This window comes from Streptomyces sp. NPDC003027 (assembly GCF_053591435.1).
Genome location: NZ_JBSFTU010000021.1, coordinates 84289 through 103306 on the forward strand (window position 1 = coordinate 84289; position 19018 = coordinate 103306).

The 19018-nt window shown below is 70.6% G+C and carries 19 protein-coding genes, 1 tRNA gene and 1 pseudogene; 5 read left to right on the forward strand and 16 right to left on the reverse strand.

Annotation, left to right across the window (positions count from 1 at the left end; genetic code table 11):
• Positions 1–102: 102 nt before the first annotated feature.
• On the forward strand, positions 103–606 hold the full coding sequence (locus ACWDX6_RS17325; protein ID WP_451485750.1) for a MarR family winged helix-turn-helix transcriptional regulator: 504 nt from the start codon (positions 103–105) through the stop codon (positions 604–606).
• 104 nt (positions 607–710) lie between these two features.
• Here ACWDX6_RS17325 and ACWDX6_RS17330 read toward each other — a convergent pair whose 3' ends face one another.
• Positions 711–2222, reverse strand: coding sequence for an MFS transporter (locus tag ACWDX6_RS17330; protein WP_451485751.1), 1512 nt, complete (start codon positions 2220–2222; stop codon positions 711–713).
• Between the two features lie 139 nt (positions 2223–2361).
• Entirely contained in the window at positions 2362–3033 is a 672-nt protein-coding gene (locus ACWDX6_RS17335) for a TetR/AcrR family transcriptional regulator (RefSeq protein ID WP_451485752.1), read from the reverse strand.
• 306 nt (positions 3034–3339) lie between these two features.
• Here ACWDX6_RS17335 and ACWDX6_RS17340 point away from each other — a divergent pair, with 306 nt between their 5' ends.
• A complete protein-coding gene (locus tag ACWDX6_RS17340; RefSeq protein ID WP_451485753.1) occupies positions 3340–4611 on the forward strand; it encodes a M6 family metalloprotease domain-containing protein in 1272 nt (423 codons plus the stop codon).
• A 53-nt stretch (positions 4612–4664) separates the two neighbouring features.
• On the opposite strand, the gene ACWDX6_RS17345 is transcribed toward ACWDX6_RS17340, so the two are convergent.
• Positions 4665–6314 (reverse strand): class I adenylate-forming enzyme family protein, encoded by a 1650-nt coding sequence (locus tag ACWDX6_RS17345; RefSeq protein WP_451485754.1) that lies wholly within the window; start codon positions 6312–6314, stop codon positions 4665–4667.
• Between the two features lie 216 nt (positions 6315–6530).
• Here ACWDX6_RS17345 and ACWDX6_RS17350 point away from each other — a divergent pair, with 216 nt between their 5' ends.
• Positions 6531–9614 (forward strand): hypothetical protein, encoded by a 3084-nt coding sequence (locus ACWDX6_RS17350; protein ID WP_451485755.1) that lies wholly within the window; start codon positions 6531–6533, stop codon positions 9612–9614.
• 292 nt (positions 9615–9906) lie between these two features.
• Positions 9907–9982 (forward strand) — tRNA-Arg (locus ACWDX6_RS17355).
• A 68-nt stretch (positions 9983–10050) separates the two neighbouring features.
• Here ACWDX6_RS17355 and ACWDX6_RS17360 read toward each other — a convergent pair.
• From ACWDX6_RS17360 to ACWDX6_RS17415, 12 genes are all read right to left on the reverse strand, one after another.
• Positions 10051–11202 (reverse strand): tyrosine-type recombinase/integrase, encoded by a 1152-nt coding sequence (locus tag ACWDX6_RS17360; protein WP_451485756.1) that lies wholly within the window; start codon positions 11200–11202, stop codon positions 10051–10053.
• On the reverse strand, positions 11202–11390 hold the full coding sequence (locus ACWDX6_RS17365) for a helix-turn-helix domain-containing protein (RefSeq protein WP_451485757.1): 189 nt from the start codon (positions 11388–11390) through the stop codon (positions 11202–11204). Before ACWDX6_RS17365 ends, ACWDX6_RS17360 begins: the two co-directional genes overlap by 1 nt.
• Entirely contained in the window at positions 11387–12778 is a 1392-nt protein-coding gene (gene repSA, locus ACWDX6_RS17370; protein ID WP_451485758.1) for a replication initiator protein RepSA, read from the reverse strand. The genes ACWDX6_RS17365 and repSA overlap by 4 nt, the downstream gene beginning before the upstream one ends.
• The gene (locus tag ACWDX6_RS17375; protein WP_451485759.1) at positions 12775–12963 is read right to left on the reverse strand and encodes a hypothetical protein; all 189 of its coding nucleotides are present in this window, start codon (positions 12961–12963) and stop codon (positions 12775–12777) included. The genes repSA and ACWDX6_RS17375 overlap by 4 nt, the downstream gene beginning before the upstream one ends.
• Positions 12964–13052: 89 nt before the next feature.
• Entirely contained in the window at positions 13053–13370 is a 318-nt protein-coding gene (locus ACWDX6_RS17380) for a SpdD-like protein (protein WP_451485760.1), read from the reverse strand.
• Positions 13371–13389: 19 nt separating this feature from the next.
• A complete protein-coding gene (locus tag ACWDX6_RS17385; protein ID WP_451485761.1) occupies positions 13390–13545 on the reverse strand; it encodes a hypothetical protein in 156 nt (51 codons plus the stop codon).
• A 13-nt stretch (positions 13546–13558) separates the two neighbouring features.
• Positions 13559–13753 (reverse strand): mobile element transfer protein, encoded by a 195-nt coding sequence (locus tag ACWDX6_RS17390; protein WP_451485762.1) that lies wholly within the window; start codon positions 13751–13753, stop codon positions 13559–13561.
• A gap of 22 nt (positions 13754–13775) precedes the next feature.
• Positions 13776–14411: a DUF2637 domain-containing protein gene (locus tag ACWDX6_RS17395; RefSeq protein WP_451485763.1), complete on the reverse strand. Its 636-nt coding sequence runs from the start codon at positions 14409–14411 to the stop codon at positions 13776–13778.
• 79 nt (positions 14412–14490) lie between these two features.
• Positions 14491–14673, reverse strand: a complete 183-nt coding sequence (locus ACWDX6_RS17400) for a hypothetical protein (RefSeq protein WP_451485764.1) — start codon at positions 14671–14673, stop codon at positions 14491–14493.
• Between the two features lie 2 nt (positions 14674–14675).
• Positions 14676–14879, reverse strand: a complete 204-nt coding sequence (locus tag ACWDX6_RS17405) for a hypothetical protein (RefSeq protein ID WP_451485765.1) — start codon at positions 14877–14879, stop codon at positions 14676–14678.
• 82 nt (positions 14880–14961) lie between these two features.
• The gene (locus tag ACWDX6_RS17410) at positions 14962–16317 is read right to left on the reverse strand and encodes an FtsK/SpoIIIE domain-containing protein (protein WP_451485766.1); all 1356 of its coding nucleotides are present in this window, start codon (positions 16315–16317) and stop codon (positions 14962–14964) included.
• Positions 16318–16319: 2 nt separating this feature from the next.
• Positions 16320–16676, reverse strand: a complete 357-nt coding sequence (locus ACWDX6_RS17415; protein WP_451485767.1) for an SCO3933 family regulatory protein — start codon at positions 16674–16676, stop codon at positions 16320–16322.
• Positions 16677–17102: 426 nt separating this feature from the next.
• Here ACWDX6_RS17415 and ACWDX6_RS17420 point away from each other — a divergent pair.
• Positions 17103–18147: pseudogene (locus ACWDX6_RS17420) on the forward strand (XRE family transcriptional regulator).
• Here ACWDX6_RS17420 and ACWDX6_RS17425 read toward each other — a convergent pair.
• Positions 18131–18922, reverse strand: coding sequence for an NUDIX domain-containing protein (locus tag ACWDX6_RS17425; RefSeq protein ID WP_451485768.1), 792 nt, complete (start codon positions 18920–18922; stop codon positions 18131–18133). The pseudogene ACWDX6_RS17420 and the gene ACWDX6_RS17425 overlap by 17 nt on opposite strands.
• Positions 18923–19018 lie beyond the last annotated feature (96 nt).

Sequence of the window (19018 nt, forward strand, 5' to 3'; positions counted from 1 at the left end):
AATTCGGCAAGCGCGAGGTGCTTTAAGGTTCAAGCTCATCTGACATGACAAGCTTAGGCCTCATTTAGTTCAACTTTCAAGGATGGGTCGTAGGATAGATACATGACCAACGCATCCAAGAGCGGGCCCCGCTGGCTCAGCGACGAGGAGCAGGGCGTCTGGCGCGCATACCTCCACGCCACCACCCTCCTCGAGGACCACCTCGACCGCCAGCTCCAACGCGACGCCGGGATGCCGCACATCTATTACGGACTCCTCGTCCAGCTCTCCCACGCACCCCGGCGGCGGCTGCGGATGACCGAGCTGGCCAAGGGCGCGAAGATCACCCGCTCCCGGCTCTCGCACGCGGTGGCCCGCCTGGAGAAGAACGGCTGGGTGGCGCGCGAGGACTGCCCCTCCGACAAACGCGGGCAGTTCGCCCACCTCACGGACGAGGGCTTCGCGGTCCTGGAGCGGACCGCGCCCGGCCATGTCGCCGCCGTACGGCAGGCGATGTTCGACCGGCTCACCCCGCGCCAGGTGGAGCAGCTCGGCGAGATCATGCGGCTGATGGCGGAGGGCCTGGAGCCCTCGGACCCCAACGCGGACCTGCCCTGGCTCCGCTGAGGAGCCAGGGCAGGCGGCGTGGTGCGGGGGACGGAGAGTCGTACGGGACCCGTCCCTGCGGGCAAGGCCGGGGCGCCCGGGTCGGGAGCGCCGTGCGGCCGGGCTCAGTGCGCGATGGCGGGGATCTTCACCTCGTCCTCGACGCCCTCGCCGGTACCGGTCCCGGCGACCGCCCCGGCCCCCGGCTTCCCGGTGTTGATGAAGGTGACGGCGATCGCGGCCGAGACGACCAGGATGCCGACCGCCCACCAGATGGCCGCCGCGTAGCCCTCGACCATGCCCTGGAGCTGGAGCAGCTTCTGGGCGGCCGGGGTGGTGGCGCCCGCCGCGTTGTCGGTGAGGAACGCGGTCGTCGCCGAGGCGGCGATGGTGTTGAGCAGTGCCGTACCGATGGCGCCGCCGACCTGCTGGGAGGTGTTGACCATGGCGGAGGCCACACCGGCGTCCCGCGGGTCCACGCCGTGCGTCGCCAGCGACATCGCCGGCATGAACGCCGTACCCATGCCGAGGCCGAGCAGCAGCTGCGCGGGCAGGATCAGACCGGCGTAGGAGGTGCCGACCTCCAGCTGGGTGAGCAGCAGCATGCCGGCGCCCGCGGTCAGGAAGCCGGGGCCCATCAGCCAGCGCGGGGGAACCCGCGTCATCAGCCGCGTACCGATCTGGGTGGAGCCGACGATCATGCCCGCGATCATCGGGAGGAACGCGAAGCCCGTCCTGACCGGCGAGTACCCCTTCACGATCTGGAGGTAGTACGTCAGGAAGAGGAACAGGCCGAACATCGCGATGACGGCGAGACCGAGGGAGAGGTAGACACCGCCGCGGTTGCGCTCGGTCAGGACGCGCAGGGGCAGCAGCGGGGACTTCACCCTCGCCTCGGTGAGCACGAACGCGGCCAGCAGCACGGCCGAGCCGACGAAGAGGCCGATGGTGGTGGCGTCGGACCAGCCCTCGGACTCGGCACGGGTGAAGCCGTAGACGAGCGTGACCAGGCCGAGCGTGGACAGGACGACGCCCGGGATGTCGAGCGGCGAGCGGTTGCGGCCGCCGGCCGGCTCACGGATCACGAGGTACGCGCCGACGGCGGCGACGATCGCGAAGGGGATGTTGACGAAGAAGGTCCAGCGCCAGTCGAGGTACTCGGTGAGGAAGCCGCCGAGGATCAGACCCACGGCGCCACCGCCACCGGCGATCGCCCCGTAGATGCCGAACGCCTTGGCGCGCTCCTTGGTGTCGGTGAACATCACCGCGAGCAGCGACAGCGCGGCCGGCGCGAGCAGCGCGCCGAAGGCGCCCTGGAGCGCGCGGGCGCCGAGCATCATCGCCTCGCCGGTCGCGGCTCCGCCGAGCGCGGAGGCGGCGGCGAAGCCGATCAGGCCGACGACGAAGGTGCGCTTGCGGCCCCACAGGTCGGCTATGCGGCCGCCGAAGAGCAGTAGACCGCCGAAGGCCAGGGCGTAGGCCGTGATGACCCACTGCCGGTTCCCGTCCGAGATCCCCAGGTCCTGCTGGGCGGAGGGCAGCGCGATGTTCACGATCGTCGCGTCGAGCACGACCATCAGCTGGGCGAGGGCGATGAAGACCAGCGCTTTCCAGCGCCTGGGATCCGTTTCGGACATGGGGGTAGCCACCTCTTGGTGCGTAAAGGGAAAAGCGGACGTACTGAGTGACGTACTAAGGGACGTGCTGAGTAAGGAAGTTCAGGAAGCCGAGGGAGTTACGGGACGGAGGACCGTGTGCGGGACGGCCGGCTCGCGGTCATGACGGGCGGGGTCGGTCACCGCCCCGCAGATCCTCCAAGGTGGCGGCCGAGCCGGGCAGGACGGAGCGCGCGGGCGCTTCGAGGCCGTCCAGGAACAGCTGTAGATGACGGTGGACGAAGCGGTCCATGTTCAGGCAGGCGGTGCCCGGGAGCGGGCGGGTGAGCTGGGAGAGGGCCACCATCAGATCGCCGACGCCCACGTCGGCGCGGAGCCTGCCCGCCCGCTGCGCGCGGGCGACGAGATCCTGGACGGCCTCCTCCAACCGCTCGCGCCCGGCGTCCAGTTCGGGGTGGTCCTTGTCGAAGGTGCCGTCGAGCATCGGGCAGAGGGCGCCGATCCGCTCGTCGGCGGCGGCGTGGGTGAAGCGGCGCAGCGCCTCGAAGGTGTCGGCCTCCTCGGCGACCGCCCGCTCCGCCAGCTCGGTGGTGCGGGCCATGACGGAGACGACGACCTCGCGGATGAGCTCGGAGCGGTCCGGGAAGTTGCGGTAGAGCGTGGCGTTACCGACGCCGGCGCGGCGCGCGATCTCGTCCAGGGGTACATACGGGCCGAACTCGACGAACATCTCGCGGGCCGCGGCCACGATCCGCTCGCGGTTGCGCAGGGCATCGGCCCGCGGGCGCGGGGCACGGCGGGCGGGTGCGGCGCCGGCGGTGCTGGTGCTCACGCCACGGCCTCCTTCGGTGTTCCTTGGGTGGTGCTTCAACGTTCCTTCGGCGCCCTGGCGACGGTCGACGCCCACGGTTGCCACCGATCCGGGGATTGGGTCCCCGTTTCCTCGGACACGGGCGTAAACGGGGAGGGACTCCCCGGTTATTTCCGCCTCGACATGTGACCTGGGTCACGTATGCCCGGAAGTCCGGAATACCCACGATCGGGCCACCCGGCGCGCGCCCCCGCACCTCCCGCCACAGGCTGATCGAACAGTGCGGCACGGATCACCCGTGGAACGGATCCTCAGGGAGGCGACCGTATGCAGCAGTCCAGCCGGCGGATACGCAGACCCGTCACCCTGGCCGCGGCGGCGGCCCTCACGCTCGCCGCCCTGGCCTCCGCCAGCACGAACCTGCCCGGGCCGGCTCCGGCCTCGGCCGGACCCGTGGCCACCACGCCGGGGAACTCGCCGCTCGAACCGTGCCGGATCGCGACGACGATGGGTGTGCAGATGTCGGAGGGGCTGCCCACCGCCCCCGGATACGCCCGCTCCACGGGCCGCCTCAGGGCCCTCAACCTGATGATCGACTTCCCGGACGCGCTCGGCGAGGGCACGGCGCTCGGCCGGTACGGCGAGTTCTTCCCCCAGACCACCGACTGGTTCCGCACCAGCTCCTACGGACGGCTCCGCTACCACCCCGAGACCCCGATACGCGACTGGCTGCGGATGCCGAAGCCGTTCTCCTCGTACGGGATAGAGCGCGGCGCACCGTACGAACCGGGCTATCGCTCGCTCGTCGAGGACATCGTCAAGGCCGCCGACCCGAAGGTGGACTTCAGCGCGTACGACCTGGTCAACATCCTGGTGACCCCGAACGCGGGACCGTCGGCGCTGGACACCGTGCTGTCCGTCACCTTCTCGGGGAACGACGACGCCCCCTACGCGGACGGGGTCCCGCTCTCCCACACGTCCTTCGTCTACAGCCGCCAGGACGACGGCTCGGGGACGTACGCCGAGACCGGCTACCGGGTCCTGCCGCACGAGAACGGCCACGCCTTCGGGCTTCCCGACCTCTACACCGTGGACGGCGGCGGCACGGTCGGGCACTGGGACATCATGTCCGAGGACTGGGGGGCCAACAACGACTTCCTCGGCTGGCACAAGTGGAAGCTGGGCTGGCTCGACAACCACCAGGTCGGCTGCGCGTCCCGGCCGGGCACCACCGAGTACGCGCTGACCCCGCTGGCCACCGCCGGGGGCCTGAAACTCGCCTTCGTACCGCTCTCCGGCACCTCCGGCTACGCCGTCGAGGTCCGCACCCAGGACGGCAACGACGAGGCCGTCTGCCGGCCGGGGGTGCTGATCTACCGCGTCGAGTCGGACGTGGACACCGGGCACGGCCCGGTGACGGTCGCGGACAGCAGGCGGGACAGCGGCGGCTGCACCCGGCGCCCGAACGTCCACGCGGAGCTCTCGGACGCTCCGTACCGGCCGGGCGAGAGCTTCACGGACCGGGCGAACGGGATCAGGATCACGGTGCTCGACAAGGACGGGAAGGGTCGCCACCGCGTCCGTGTCACGCGGAGCTGACGCGGCGCGGGGGGCGCGTGCGGCGGCCCGGTTCCGCGGTGCGTTCGAGGCTCCTACGCGAACGCGGTGGTGGCCCTCAGCTCGCGCTTGAGGATCTTCCCGGCGGGGTTGCGGGGCAGCTCGGTGTCCCGTACGACGATGTGCGCGGGCACCTTGAAGCCGGCGAGGGACGCGCCCACGTGCGCCCGCAGCTCTTCGGCGGTGACCGACGCTCCCTGGCGCAGCCGTACCACCGCGGCGACCTCCTCGCCGAGCGCGGGGTGCGGCACCCCGAGGACGGCGGCGTCGACGACGTCGGGGTGGTCGTGGAGCACGGCCTCGACCTCGACGCAGTACACGTTCTCGCCGCCCCGGATCACCATGTCCTTGAGCCGGTCGACGACGGTGACGCGCCCCTCGCGCAGGTGGGCCAGGTCCCCGGTCCGGAACCAGCCGTCCTCGGTGAAGGCGTGCCGGGTGGCGTCCTCGTCGCCCCAGTAGCCCCGGAAGAGGGACTGGCCCCGGAGTTGGAGCTCGCCCACGCCGTCGGCGTCGGGCCGGTCGATCCGCACCTCGACGGCGGGGGCGGGCCGGCCCACGCTGCGCGGGTGCGCGCGGTACTCGGCACCGAAGTGGGCGAGGACGCCGCCGCAGGTCTCGGTGAGGCCGTAGCCGTTGCGCGGCTCGACGCGGTCCCCGTAGCGGGCGGTGATCCGGGCGACGATCTCCGGCGGGGCGGCGGCGCCACCGGTGTTGAGCATGGTGAGGCTCTCCAGCGGATCGTCGGTGCGCTCGGCCAGGTCGAGCAGTTGCAGGGCGGTGGTGGGCACGCCGGCGTAGTGCGTGACCCGGTGCTCGCGGATGAGCGCGAGGGCCCGGGCGGGGTCCCACTTCCGCATGAGCACGAGGGAGCCGCCCGCGGCCATGACGGAGAAGAGGGAGGTGAAGGCGGCGACGTGGAAGAACGGGAAGGTGGTGAGCGAGACGGGAGCGGCGCCCTGGCCCGGGATCGTGCCGCGCGCGAGGGCGGAGGCGGCGGCGAAGTACCGCGGGTTCATCGCGGCCCCGGCCTGGGCGAGGTGCGTGGCGACGGCCCCCTTCGGCCGGCCGGTGGTCCCGGAGGTGTAGAAGATGGTGGCGTCGTGCTCCGGCAGCACGTCGACGAGGGGTGGCCCGAGACGGGGGTCGGTGTCGGGCACGTACGCCTGGAACCCCTCCGGCGCCTCCCCGTGGAAGACGATCCCGGGAACGCCGTGCTCGCGGGCCCAGCGCTCGACCCTGCCGGCCCGCTCGCCGTCGACGAGGAGGATGCCGGGCGCGCAGTCGTCGAGCGCGTACGTGAACTCCTCCTCGGTCCACCAGGCGTTGAGGGGGACGGCGACGAGCCCGGCGAGCTGGGCGGCCCAGAAGGCGATCTGCCACTCGGGGTGGTTCCGCATGGCGACGACGGCCCGGTCTCCGGGCCGCAGGCCGTGCTCGTCGACGAAACTCCGGGCCAGGCCGCAGGCGGCGTCGAAGAACTCCCGATAGGTCAGCGTCCCGCCCTCGGACACCAGGAACGGCCGGTCGCCGTACGCCCAGGTGACCTCCACGAACTCCCGCAGCGTGCGGGCCCCGTCGACATACACGCCACCCTCGACGGCGAACGGCGCCCCGTCGGCGGTCAGCCGCGCGTCGGCGTCCCGCGCCGCGCCCCCTCCGGACGACCCGGCGTGCGTCGCCACGACCACCCTCACCTTCCACCAAGCGCCCGCTCGGCCCCTGCCGGGCCTCGGGCGGAATCCTATGCGGCCGATGTCGGCCGCCCGTGCGATCATGCGGCGAACTCCGCGACGACGATCGCGACGACACTGCTCCTGGGGGGACCGGGAATGCCACGACCGCCGGTTACTGCGCCGAGATCCGCGCCGTACACCGCTCTGCTCGCCACAGTCACGCTGGTGCTGTCCCTGCTGCTGCCGATCCTGCCGAGCGGCACGGCGGCGACGGCACAGGCCGAGGACCTGCCGGACCTCGCCGACTGCGTGACCGTGCCCGTGAACGACTACGGCTCGGCCCCGACGGCCACGGCATCGGCCGAGACCTGCAAGGCGTTCACGGCGCCCACCACAGGCCCGTACGACGTGTTCGGCGTCACGGAGGCGGAGGGCCGGCGCGCACGCCTGACGGTGTACGACGCGGCGGGCGCTGCCGTCTGCGCCCCCGACGGGGGCTGCCGACTGACGGCAGGCGGCACCTACCGGGTGGTCACCGACCAGCTGACCCTGGTTCTCGACCGCTCCTCGGCACAGGGGTGCGTCCCGGCGTCGCCCGGCCCCCTCACGGGTTCCGCCGAGGCGCCCGGCGCGATCAACTGCCTGACGCTGTCCCTGCCCGAAGGGGCGCACGTGGAGGCCCTGACGCCGAAGGGGTCCGCGCACACAGCCGAGGTCGTGGACGGAACGGGCACGAAGCTCTGCGACGCGGGCGGGCTGAGTGCGACCACGTGCGAGCTGACCGGTCCCGCACCGCACCGGCTGCTGGTCTCCCCCAACGATGTCGAGGCGCCGACCAGCGAGTACCGCCTCGCGCTGTACCGCACGGATGTGCCCAACGAGTGTCCGGTCGTCCCGGTCGGCGACTTCACGGCGTCGAGCCCCAAGGCGACGGTCGCCGGCGCGGCCGATGTCTTCGCGTACTGCTTCACGATCACGGCGGACGACCACCCGAGGCACGAGTTCATCAGGACCGAGGCCCTCGACGGCGCGTGGGTCAGAACGGGCCCGGCCACGGGCGAGCCCAGCAGGGTGTCGTCGGCCGAACACTCCGTCCTGGACGCGAACGGCGTGCGGGTGTGCGGCGCTTCCTGCTCCCTCGCGCCGGGCGCCGCGTACACGGTGCTCGTCCGCGCCCAGCTCTGGGGCGGGTTCTCCCTCGTACGCCGCGACCTGACCAGTGACCGGGGCTGCGTGGCGCAGCCCGCTGCCGCGGTGGGTGGTCCTTCGAAGGGCGGCCCGCTGGGCATCTCGGGGACGATCACCTGCCACCAGGTGACCACCGACGACGCCGGGGACGTGCTGTACGTCGATGTCCGGGACGTCAAGGCGGGTGCGACGGCAAGCGTGTACGACGAGGCCGGCCGGGTGACCGCGTGCGGCACCACCTCGTGCACCGTCACCGGAGCCACGCGCTACAAGGTCCTCGTCCACGCTCCGTACCGCCCGGCACCCTCCTACCGTCTCGACGTGCTGCGCATCGCCACCCCGGCGGGCCCGGCCTCGGAATGCGAGAAAGTGCTGAACCTCCGCGACGGGTACGGGCCGATCAGGGGCACGTTGGACGAGGAGCACACCGCCGTCTGCGCTTCGCTGCCCACCGCGTCCCACGATGACCTGTGGGTGTGGGTCAGAGACCCCGCGGGGACGGCGACGACGGCCGTCCCCTCACTGTGGGACGCGAAACTGAACAACACGTGCCACGCCGAGCGGGGCGGCCGGCGCTGCACGCTCGGGGGCGAATCCGGGGCGGTGGTGCCCTCCCCGAGCATCCTGGTGCTGGGGATGCCCGAGAGCGCGTCCCAGGCCTCCTACCGTGCCGAGGTCGCATGCAACCGGGACACCACACGGCTCTGCGGCGGTGTGCCGGTGTCCGTCTCGTCCGTCTCCCCGACGTCCGCCCCGCGCGGCTCGCTGGCGACGCTCACCGTGCACGGCACCTCGCTGAGCATCAAGGACACCGTCCAGTTGACACGGGACGGGCAGACACTGACGGCAAAGCCGGTGGCGGTCTCCCCCGACGCCCGCTCCCTCACCGTGACGGTGGGTCTGAGCGTCGCCGAGCCGGGCGACTGGAACGTCCACGTCTACGCGTTCCGCAAGTCGTACGCGATGGGTACGTTCACGGTGACGCCGGCCGTCTCGGGACTCGGCAGCTACAAGCCGCTGACCCCGACACGTGTGATGGACACGCGTTACGGCATCAACGCGTATACGGCCAAGGTCGGGCCGGGGCAAACCGCCACGTTCCTCATCGCCGGCGCCGGCGGTGTCCCGGGCAAGGGCGTCAGCGCCGTCGTCCTCAATGTCACGGCGACCGGACCGACAGCCGCCGGCTTCGTCTCCGTCTTCCCGGACGGTACGGCCAGGACGTCCGCCTCGAACCTCAACTTCAAGGCCGGTCAGACCATTTCCAACCTGGTCGTCGTGCCGGTGGTCAACGGCTTGGTGAGCTTCTACAACAGGGCGGGGTACGTCGACCTGATCGCCGACGTGTCCGGCTACTACGTCACTGACGGCTCGGGAGCCACGTACAAGCCCGTGACGCCGTCCCGGCTGATGGACACCCGGGACGGGACCGGCGTGGCGAAGGCGAAGGTCGGGACGCGGCAGTCGGTCACCCTGAAGGTGACGGGCAGCGCCGGGCTTCCCGCCACCGGGGTCACGGCCGTCGTGCTCAACGTGACGGCGGTGGCGCCCACCGCGGCGGGCTTCGTCGCCGTCCATCCGGCCGACACGGCCCGCACATCCGCGTCGAACCTGAACTTCACCGCCGGGCAGACGATCCCGAACCTCGTCGTCGTCCCTGTCGGGGAGAACGGAGAGGTGACCTTCTACAACCACGCCGGATCGGTGGACCTGATCGCCGACGTCGCCGGGTACTTCACCATGGACGCCACGGGCTCCGGGTACCGGGCACTGACGCCGGCACGGCTGATGGACACCCGGGACGGAACCGGCGTGGCCAAGGCGAAGGTCGGGCCCCGGGAGACGGTCACCCTGCAAGTCGCCGGGAAGCCGGGAATCCCGGCCACCGGGGTCACGGCAGTGGTCCTGAACGTGACCGCCGTCGCGCCGACGGCGGGCGGCTTCGTATCCGTCTTCCCCGACGGAACGGTCCGCACCTCCGCGTCCAACCTGAACTTCACCACCGGCACGACCATCCCCAACCTGGTCGTCGTCCCCGTCGTGAACGGCAAGGTGAACTTCTACAACCACGCGGGGTCCGTGGACCTGCTCGCGGACGTCGCGGGGTACTACGTCTCGTAGAACCCGCGACGGAGGGGCCGCGGCGAGCTCTCGCAGTGGCCCCTCCCGCCGATCAGTGACAGAGCCGGAGCGCAGCCCCAGCGCCGACACGTACCGCTCCTGCGACCTGCTCCCGTGCCCGTGCCGCCACGGCGATCACACGCTGCGCGCGGCCAAGCGGTGATCACCCCAGCGGACAACCGCGCGCGTCCGCTAGGCTGTCCCCGGTACCTCTCCTGGCCATCCCACAGGAAGGGCCGAGGCCACGCACGACGGGCCCCGCCCCACCTGAGACCAGGAACCGGGCGCCGATGCCTTCGTAGCTCAGGGGATAGAGCACCGCTCTCCTAAAGCGGGTGTCGCAGGTTCGAATCCTGCCGGGGGCACCAGCACGAAGGCCCCGGACCGGTCACGGTCCGGGGCCTTTGACATCCAGGTCTGACATCAACGGCGGTGGTCACTCACGGCCGGGCCGCTTCTTGAGCAGCCGGTCCATGTGGCTGATCGCTTCTCGCTGCGTGTCCTGGACGACGTGCGTGTACACGTCCATCGTGATGCTGATCTGGCTGTGCCCGAGGACCTCCATCACCACACGGGGGGTCACCCCGGCCGCGGTGAGCAGCGTGGCGCAGCCGTGCCGCGCATCGTGAAGTCGGATCACGCGGAGGCCGGCCGCTTTGGCGACGCGGGTGAACGACCGGTACACGTTGCGCGGCTCAACCGGGCGACCGTTGCGAGTCGCGAAGACGTACCCGCCCTCATCCCAGGACTCCCCGGCGCGCTGTTTGGCGGCGGCCTGCCGCATCCGGTGCCAGCGGAGCGGCGCGATGCACATGGCCGGGAGGGGGAGCGCGCGACGGCGGCGGTTCTTGGTCTCGTCGTCGTAGAGAACGCCGCGCCGTCGTTGGGTCTGCTGCCGGACGAAGATGATCCGGTTGTCCAGGTCGACGTCGACCCAGCGCAGACCGACGATCTCACCCCGACGCAGGCCCATGGCTATGGCGAGGACGAAGGCCGCGTACAGCGGGTCCCTACGGGCTGCGGCAAGGAAGTCCAGGGTTTCGTCGAGCGTCCAGGGGCTCAGCTCCCGGGACTTGGCTCGCGGTGGCTCCACCAAGCTGGCCACGTTCCGGGTCACCAGCTCCTCGCGGCAGGCGGCAGCGAGAGCCGTCCGGAGGACGCGGTGCGACTCCTTGGCGGTGGCGGCGGTGGTCTTCTTCTCAAGCTGTACGAGGAAGCGCCGCACCTCGGCGACGCCGAGGGATTCGAGCCGCTTCGAGCCGAGCATGGGAACGAGGTAGAGCCGGACGTGTGCCTCGTACTTGTCGAAGGTGCTGAGCTTGCGCCGGGGCTTGACGATGTTGTGCAGCCAGTAGGGCAGCCACTCGGAGAGCTTCGCCGACCGGGTAGGGATGGGCACCCCCTGGTCCACCTTGTCGAGCAGTTCACGACGCTTGGCGTCGCACTCGGCCCAGGTCTTGCCATAGGCGAACTTGCGAGCTCGGGTGCCGTCCGGCTGGAGGACGTAGACGGCGGCCTGGTAGCGGCCGTCCTTGCGCTTGGTGATGGTGCCCGCGCCGTTGGGATTGCGCTTGCGCTGCGTCGCCATCAGGCAGCCTCCTCGATCTGCCCGAGGATGAAATCCCGTAGGGCATCGGCGGGGATGCGCCGGGCACCGTCAATCTTGATCGAGACGAGGCGGTGTGAGCGGATCAGGTCGTACACCTTGGAGCGCCCGAGCTTGAGCCGCGCCATGACTTCCGGCACGGTCAGCAGTTCGGCGGTCGCGGTGGTCATGCTGCGGCTCCTTCCAGGGCGAGTAGGTCGTGCAGGGCTTCGCGGGCGGTCTCGCGGTTGGTCTGGATCTCGCGGGCGATGGTGGCGGCAAGGGCGGATTCGCCGGGGGTGTGACCGTGGCCGGCGTATTGCCAGTCGGCGAGGACGAGCACGGTGTTCGGCTCGGTGGCGTCGAGGCCGAGGGCATCGCGTTCCTGGGCGGCGCGGTAGTCGGCTCGGGCCTGGCGGAGGGCGCCGAGGGTGGTGGAGTAGTGCCGGGACTTGGAGGAGAAGTGACCGCGGAAGCCGAGCATGTGGGCCCAGGCCCACAGCCGCCGGTCCGGGTAGAGCGGATCGAGGTCACGGCATGCGGTGATCAGGCGCCGGGCGTGGTCGGGGACGTGGTGGCAGTCGAGTTCGGCGAGTTCGCCGATGCGGCGGTCGAGGGTGCCGGTGTTCTCGGCGGCTTTGGTGGCGTACTTGGCGACGTAGGAGGCCACGGCTTGTTCGGTGATGTCGGAACCGTCGCCGAACGCCTTGATGGGGCATACGTCGAGTTGGGTGCCCCAGCGGAAGGTTCGGGCCGGTTGGTCACCAGCGGCCGGGACAGTGACGCTCGTGTACGCGTGGCGGGCGGCGGCTCGGATGGCGTCAGCGAGGAGCCGGACGCTTGCCCAGGAGGGGGGCGGGGTGTCGGGTCCTTCGGGTCCGTCGAGGCGGATCACGGCGTGGAAGTGGACGGCGCCGCGCTTCTGGAACTCGGCGACCTTGCCGTACGACAGGCGGACGGTGTCGGCGAGTTCGCGTTGCGTCAGTCCGGCGCGGGCGGCGACCTCACGGCGGAGCCGGTTGGTGAAGCGCTGCCACAGGGCCCCCGCGTGGTTGTTGAACAGGACCGCGCCCGCGTAGTCGTACGTGGCCGGGTCGAGGGCGGTGCCGAGCGCCGGATCGTCGGCGGCGTGCCGGACGCCGCACCGGCAGACGCCGAAGTCGGGGCGGTTGTGGACGGGGCCGAAGGACGGGGCGGTGAGGGTAGCGAAGACGCGGGGGTGATCGCGCACGGTGGTGGGGATGTCGCGGCGGTCGTCTCCGGCGAGTCCGGCGCGGATCAGGTGGTAGGTGTCTCCAGCGTAGGTCCAGGCGCAGGCCGGGCAGCGGGAGGCGCGGCGGTTTCCGCACGCGATCCGGAGCCGTCCGCCGGGCTCACCTTCGGTCGTGTAGCGGTGGAGCGTCTCGCCCGTGACGCGGTCCTTGGTCACCGTCCAGCCGGTCAGGTGGATCGGGTCAGCGCAGCCCCCGGTACGCCGGACTTGCTCTTGCCAGCGGTGGAAGCCGGGGTTCCCGGCCACCCGCAGCATGTCGCCGAGGGTGACCGGGTCCAGGCCCGCGAAGGTCGCGGTGTTGGTCATGCGCGGCCCCCGGCGAGGGAGGGGACGCGGGCGGGCAGGTGTCCGGTGCCGTGGCAGGTCGGGCAGTGGACGGTGATGGTGCGCAGGTGGCCGTGACGGTCGCGGCCGCCGAGGGTGACGGCAGCGGAGGCGAAGCCGTCGCAGGCCGGGCAGAGCCGGGGCGTGGGCGGTGTGCGGTCGGTCATGATGGTGCTTCCTTCCGGATCAGTGGTTCGGACAGGGACGGCGCCCGGGCGGCGGAGACTTGGCGGTTTCAGGGCCGCCCGGGGGCCGGTCAGCGGCGCTTGCTGTCGGCGGTGATCAGCGAGCGGGCGACGAGCGCGCAGACGGCGACGGACGCGGCGGTGATGGCGACCGCGAGGAGCATCGAGACGAGGACGGCGCCGACGACGAGGACCACAGCGGTCCCGCCACTGATGACGGCGAGCAGAGCGCCGGGGGTGAGTTGAACCGTGGGCCGGGTCGACGCCGAGGCGACCGGGGCCGGGGCGGGCGCCGGGGTGTGCTGGATGACGGTGGTCGGCTCGATGACGGCGGGCGGGGTGACGAGGCCGGTCGGCAGGGGGTTGGTCGGGATCTTCGGGCGGAACATGGCGGGCTCCCTTCGGCGGTTACTTGACGGCGGTGTCGATGACGGGGGCGAGCAGGCTGTCGGCGAGGAGGTAGCCGCCGAGCAGCAGGACGGCGACGAGCCACCAGGGCGGGCGGATGAGCTTGATGCCGAGCCAGCCGATGACGATCAGGGCGAGCCAGAGCGGGACGTCCATGGCGGGTCTCCGTTCAGTCGGCGAGGTGGCAGCGGTGGGTGCGGGCGGCGAGCTGGGCGGCGGACGAGGTGGAGTAGTCGGCGGACCAGCCGCAGCGGTCGGCGGTGCACACGGCGGCGTGCTTGGTCCGGCCGTGGCGGTCGCGGTGGGTGCCGATCTGCACGGGTCCGATCCGCATCACGGAGTGGAAGTGGTCGCGGGCGGGCATGGGTGGTTGTCTCCCTTCGAGATCAGGTGAGTTGGGCGGCGATGGCGTCGGCCATCGGGGCGGGTACGCCCAAGCGGGCGCGGAGTGTGTCGGTGTCGATCTGAGTGCCGGTGCGGGCGCGGTGGTCGGCGGCAACCTTGCGGGCGTGGTCGACCAGCGCAGCCGGAACGGCAGGGATTGGTGCCGGTTCGGGCGTGGAGGGCAAAGCCGGGGCCGGTTCGGTGTCGGTGACCGCGGCGGGTTCCGGCTCAGGCTCGGTTGGTTCCGGTGCGGGCGCCGGCCGAACCGGCACCCGGTCCCCAGCCGAGTGGGCGAGGAGGGTTCCGCCGAGGAAGGCGAGGGCGGGCCATCCGGCGACACCGAAGCGGAGCCAGGCCGTGGGGTGGGCCAGGTCGAGGAATCCGGCGGTGGCGACGTTGGCTCCGAGCGAGGCGAACAAGGCGATCAGGAACCAGCACCAGGCCAGCCGGGAGGGGCCGTCGCTGCGGAGCCGTCGCCACGCGGCGACCAGGAGCAGGTCGACGCTGATCGGGTAGGCCCATGCCTTCCAGCCGTCTTGCCCGGCAGCAGCGGCCAGGTCGTGCAGGTGGGCGAAGGACAGGGCTCCGGCGATCACGGCCTGGACGAGTACGGCATCAAGCCGGATCGAGCGGGTCATGGTCTTCACCTCCTTTGCGGGGTTGGAGCCGGGACGGGGCGGGGGCTCACAGGTCCTGCCGCCCGGTCCCGGCGGTGGTTCAGTCGGTGGGTTCGGTGCCGGAGCCGAAGCAGGTCAGGCACAGCGCGGCCTGCCGGTCACCGGTTTCGCGGGGTTTGCGGGCGGAGCCGACGCGCACGGTCTCGGTGATCTCGCCGGTGCCCTTGCAGTCGGGGCACTTCTTGGCCCGGGGCTTGCGGCTGGTGGTCTTCCGCGTGGCCACGGTCAGCACCCGCAGCCGGGGTAGTCGGGGCCGTCGTTCGGGTCGTAGCCGGGCGGGAAGGGCGGCAGCACGCTGGGCGGCAGAGACGCGGCCAGCGCCGGACCGACCAAGGCCACGAAGTCCTGATCGGCACCGAGTAGGTGCGCGTACAGGGCCAGGGCACCGAGCAGGTTGACCGTGCGGTCGAAGTCCTCGTAGGGGTCCATGGGGTGTCGCCTCCTGTTTCAGGCATGGAGGGGGTAGGGACCTGGCGCGATGCCGTCACGCCGACCGGTCAAGCGAGGTGGGTCAGACCGTGGCCGGGGCGGGTTCGACCGCCGGAGCAGGAACCTTGGTCAGGCTCGGCAGAGCGGGGCGGAAGGCCGCCAGCGCGGGCAGATCCGGAGTACGGTCGGCGTGCCGGTTGCAGACGTTCACGGCCTGCCGCAGCGTGGTGTGCGGGGTCCGGATACGGGCCCAGCCGCCGGAGGAGTCACCGGTCACGGCGACGCCGGGGGCGTCGGTGGGGATCTGGATCGCGGCCAGGACCGCGTCCGGAGCGATGTCACCGAAGGCCATGTTGGCGGAGGATTCGTCGTTGACGCGGTGGGCGGTGCGGCCGGTGAGCTGGGCGCGGAGCATCGTGATGCCCTTGCCGAGTTCGGAACCGAACCGCTGCCCGCAGACCTCCAGATAGATGCCGGCAGCGCGGCCGAGCTGGGCGAGCCGTGCCAGGGCGGTGATGATCCGGTCCCGCCGCTTCTCCTCATCCTTGGTGGCGAACAGCGCCAGTTCAGCGACCTCATCGACCAGGACGACGATCGGCACTGGACGCAGATCGGCGGGCAGGTCCCAGATGTCGGCAGCGATCTCGGCATCCGGCACGTCAGCAGTGATGCGCTGTTCCGTGCGGATCAGTTGGTAGACGCCCTCCATGTGCGACACGAGCGCGTCCAGGAGTTCGGCAGCGGTGTCGGGATTGTCGGCGAGTGCCGAGAACCGGCGGGCCAAGGGATAGAGCTCCACACCCTGCTTGCAGTCGATGCCGACCAGGGCGACGTCCTGCCCGGCGAGCTCCGCGACCAAGTTGCGCTGGTACACGGACTTGCCGGACTTGGTCGCACCCAGGGTCAGGGCGTGCGGCACGACGCGGTAGTCGCGGTAGTGCACCGCCCCGTCCTCACGCAGAGCCACCGGCACCCGCATCGGCGCACGCTCGACCTTGGCGGGCATCTGCACCCGCTTGAGCACGTCGTAACCGGTCATGCGCAGCTCCACCACGCCAGAGCGAAGCTCGCGGGAGGTGACGCCGTACATGCCGAACGAGTGACGCAGCCGGTCGCACGCCGCAGCGACGTCGAAGGCGTCCTGACCAGGGCGGAGCTTGAGCCGCAGCACCAGCCCGGTCCGGGTCGGCCGCAGCCGCAGAATGCGCGGCGGGCGGGACTCGGGCACCGGCCGGTTGGTCATCCGTGCCAGGGCCAGACGCCAGCGGGAGAGTGGGACGGTGAGCCCGCAGGCGTCCATGACCGAGGCGTAGCGGACCAGGACGCGCAGCGCGGCGAGGGTGACCCCGAAGGTCAGCCAGTACCAGGCGGGGCGCCGCCAGCGCAGGAGACCCGCGACGGCGACGACCAGCAGCAGTAAGACCCAGGTCCACGACATGATCAGGCAGCCTTCGAGGACGAGACGCCAGCGGCCAGCGAGGTGACGGCGACCGCGCGGAAGGCGATCCCATGACGGCGCTGACCGTTGAACTCGTTCTCCCACGGCCGGGCGATCAGGCCGGTCAGCGCGACCGGCGTGCCCATCACCAGCTCACCGGAGATACCCGACTCCGGCACGGTCACCGACAGGATCTCAACCTCGTCGTTCGCCGCGAACATCACGTCCACGGTCATGAGCGTCGCGCCGGTCTGGGCGTCGGTAGCGACCTCACCGGAACGGCGGTCCTTGACCTTGGGCTGCGGGGGCTTGGCCACCATCACGGAGGCAGCGGAGGTGTCGACGGGAATCTGACGCATGATGGAACTCCCTTTCACGGGGCGGGAGCGGCGTACTTGCTTGGCGGTGGGTCGCCGCTCCTGTGCGTTGACGTTGGCCCGAGGCAGACGCCTACGGGCGTTTGCGTTCCCAACTGGTGCGCACCAGTAGGTTGCATCTGGTGCGCACCAGTTGTCAAGCGTTGTCGCCGGTCCGGCTTCTCAACTCGCCGTCTTGCGACGCTTCTAGGGAACCGTGCGTATCAACGCCCCGGTAGCCAACAGGGGTTAACAGGGATCGGGTTAACCCCTGACGACCTGCACTGATGTGCGGCATGCTGCTGTTACGGCTCACAACTCACATGCAGGGCGGTGCACGTGGTGAACGGACTCCGGGCAGCGAGGAGCGCGCGAGAGTGGTCGCAGGAGCGGTTGGTCCGTGAGATCGAGCGCCATGCTCGACAGCACATGCTCACGGTCGCGTCCACAGCGAGCCTGCATGTGTACGTGTCCGAGTGGGAGAACGGCAAACGCCCGATCTCGGAGCGGTACGCCAAGATCCTCCGGGCATTGCTTGGAGTCACCGACGACGAGCTGTACGGCAGGCGGGACGCCTCACCGGTGACCATCGAGGTGGACGGGTACGACGAGCTCGTGAGCCGGATTGACGCGGCACGGAACGTCAGTCTCACCATGGTGAAGACGTTCATGGACCAAACCGAACTACTGCGGACCATAGACCGCCAGATGGGCGCAGCAAGCCTTGTTGATCAGATGACCGGGCACCTGTCGACGCTTGAGGACGCGCTTACCTTCGCCGTACTCCCCGAGACAAGGGCGCCCTGTAGCTCGCGCTCTGGCCGGTGCTGCGACGCTGGCCGCGTGGCAGGCCCTCGATGTGGGAGCGGTCGAACGCGCTTGGCGCCATTACGAGTTAGGCAAGCGTGCGGCCCAGGAAGCTGACGAACCAATGTATCTCGCGCATGCAACGGCCGAGCAGGCATACGTGCTCTGCGATGCAGGACGCCCGGCCATCGCTGTGGAGTTGGTGCGGGACGCTCAGCGCGTCGGTGGCAAGGCGATGTCCCCGCGGCTTAAGGCATGGCTGTACGCGGCCGAGGCGGAGATCTGCGCGCGGGCGGGCATGCCTGATGACTGCCGCCGAGCGTTGGACAAGGCCGTGCAGTGCCTGCCGCCGGGGGAAGAGGCTCGTGACCCCGACATGCTGAGCATCTTCCTGAACGAGGGGCACCTCAGCCGCTGGCGTGGGAACGCCCTGGCGATGTTGGGCGACGATGATGCCGTAGACAGCCTGTACAGCGCCCTGGACGCCGTCGACCCGACATTCATCCGGGCCACCGCTGGACTGCGTTGCGATCTCGCTCAGGCTCACTTGGCGCGAGGTGAGTACGACCAGGCCCACGAACATCTCCGGCAGGCGCGCTTGCTGGCGAACCGAACCGGATCAGTGCGTCACCGTCGACGGATCGAGCAGCTCACGCAGCGGTTGTAGGCGTGCCGGCCGCCCTGGAGGCAAGGACGTGCAGGAGGGCTACGAGAGTGCCCGAGCCCATGAGCTCACCTCGTGCCATCAGCTCAGGAACATCAGCGAGCGGCACCCAGGCAACGTGTCCGGCCTCCTCCAGGTCGGTCGGCTCGCCAACGTGCTTCGCACCACGACCGACGTAGATCTCGTGCGGCGAATCGACCATGCCGACCATGGGTTGGTAGGTGACGACGTGCTCTAGGGAGTCCGGCCGCCAACCGGTCTCTTCTTCCACCTCACGGAGTGCGGTCGCAGCAGGATCTTCGCCTTCATCCACGATGCCGCCGGGCAGTTCCCACCCGAAGGACTGGGGAACGAAGCGGTATCGCCACAGCATGAGGACGCGGTCCTGGTCATCGAGGACGGCGGCGATCGCCACATGGTGGAGACGCACAACATGGTGCTCAAACCGCTCCACGCCGGGGGGCTCGACGTCGACAAGGCCGAGTTTCACCCAGCGGTTGTCATAGACGGTGCGCTCCCCGTGGATCTGCCACGGCTCCAGGTCAGTCGGCGCCTGAACAGTGGGCGGCCGCTCCGGTACCCGGTACGAGCTGCGGCCGTGCACTTCAATGGTGCCCTCGGAGACCAGTTTCGCGAGGACCTGGCGGAGCTGGGTCCGACCGATGTCGAGATCCTCGGACAGCGACCGCTCAGACGGGATCTTGGACCCCGGCGGATACTTGCCCGTCGCGATCCATTCGCGAATCGTGCGGTACACCCGCTCGGACTTGGGTCCCATCCCCTGAGCACGCTCCCTGAGTTTTGTGTCGGCCGACACAAGCCTAGCTGCGGGGGTCGGTAGCCAACAGGGAAGCTCGGCTCCACGCCACGGCGC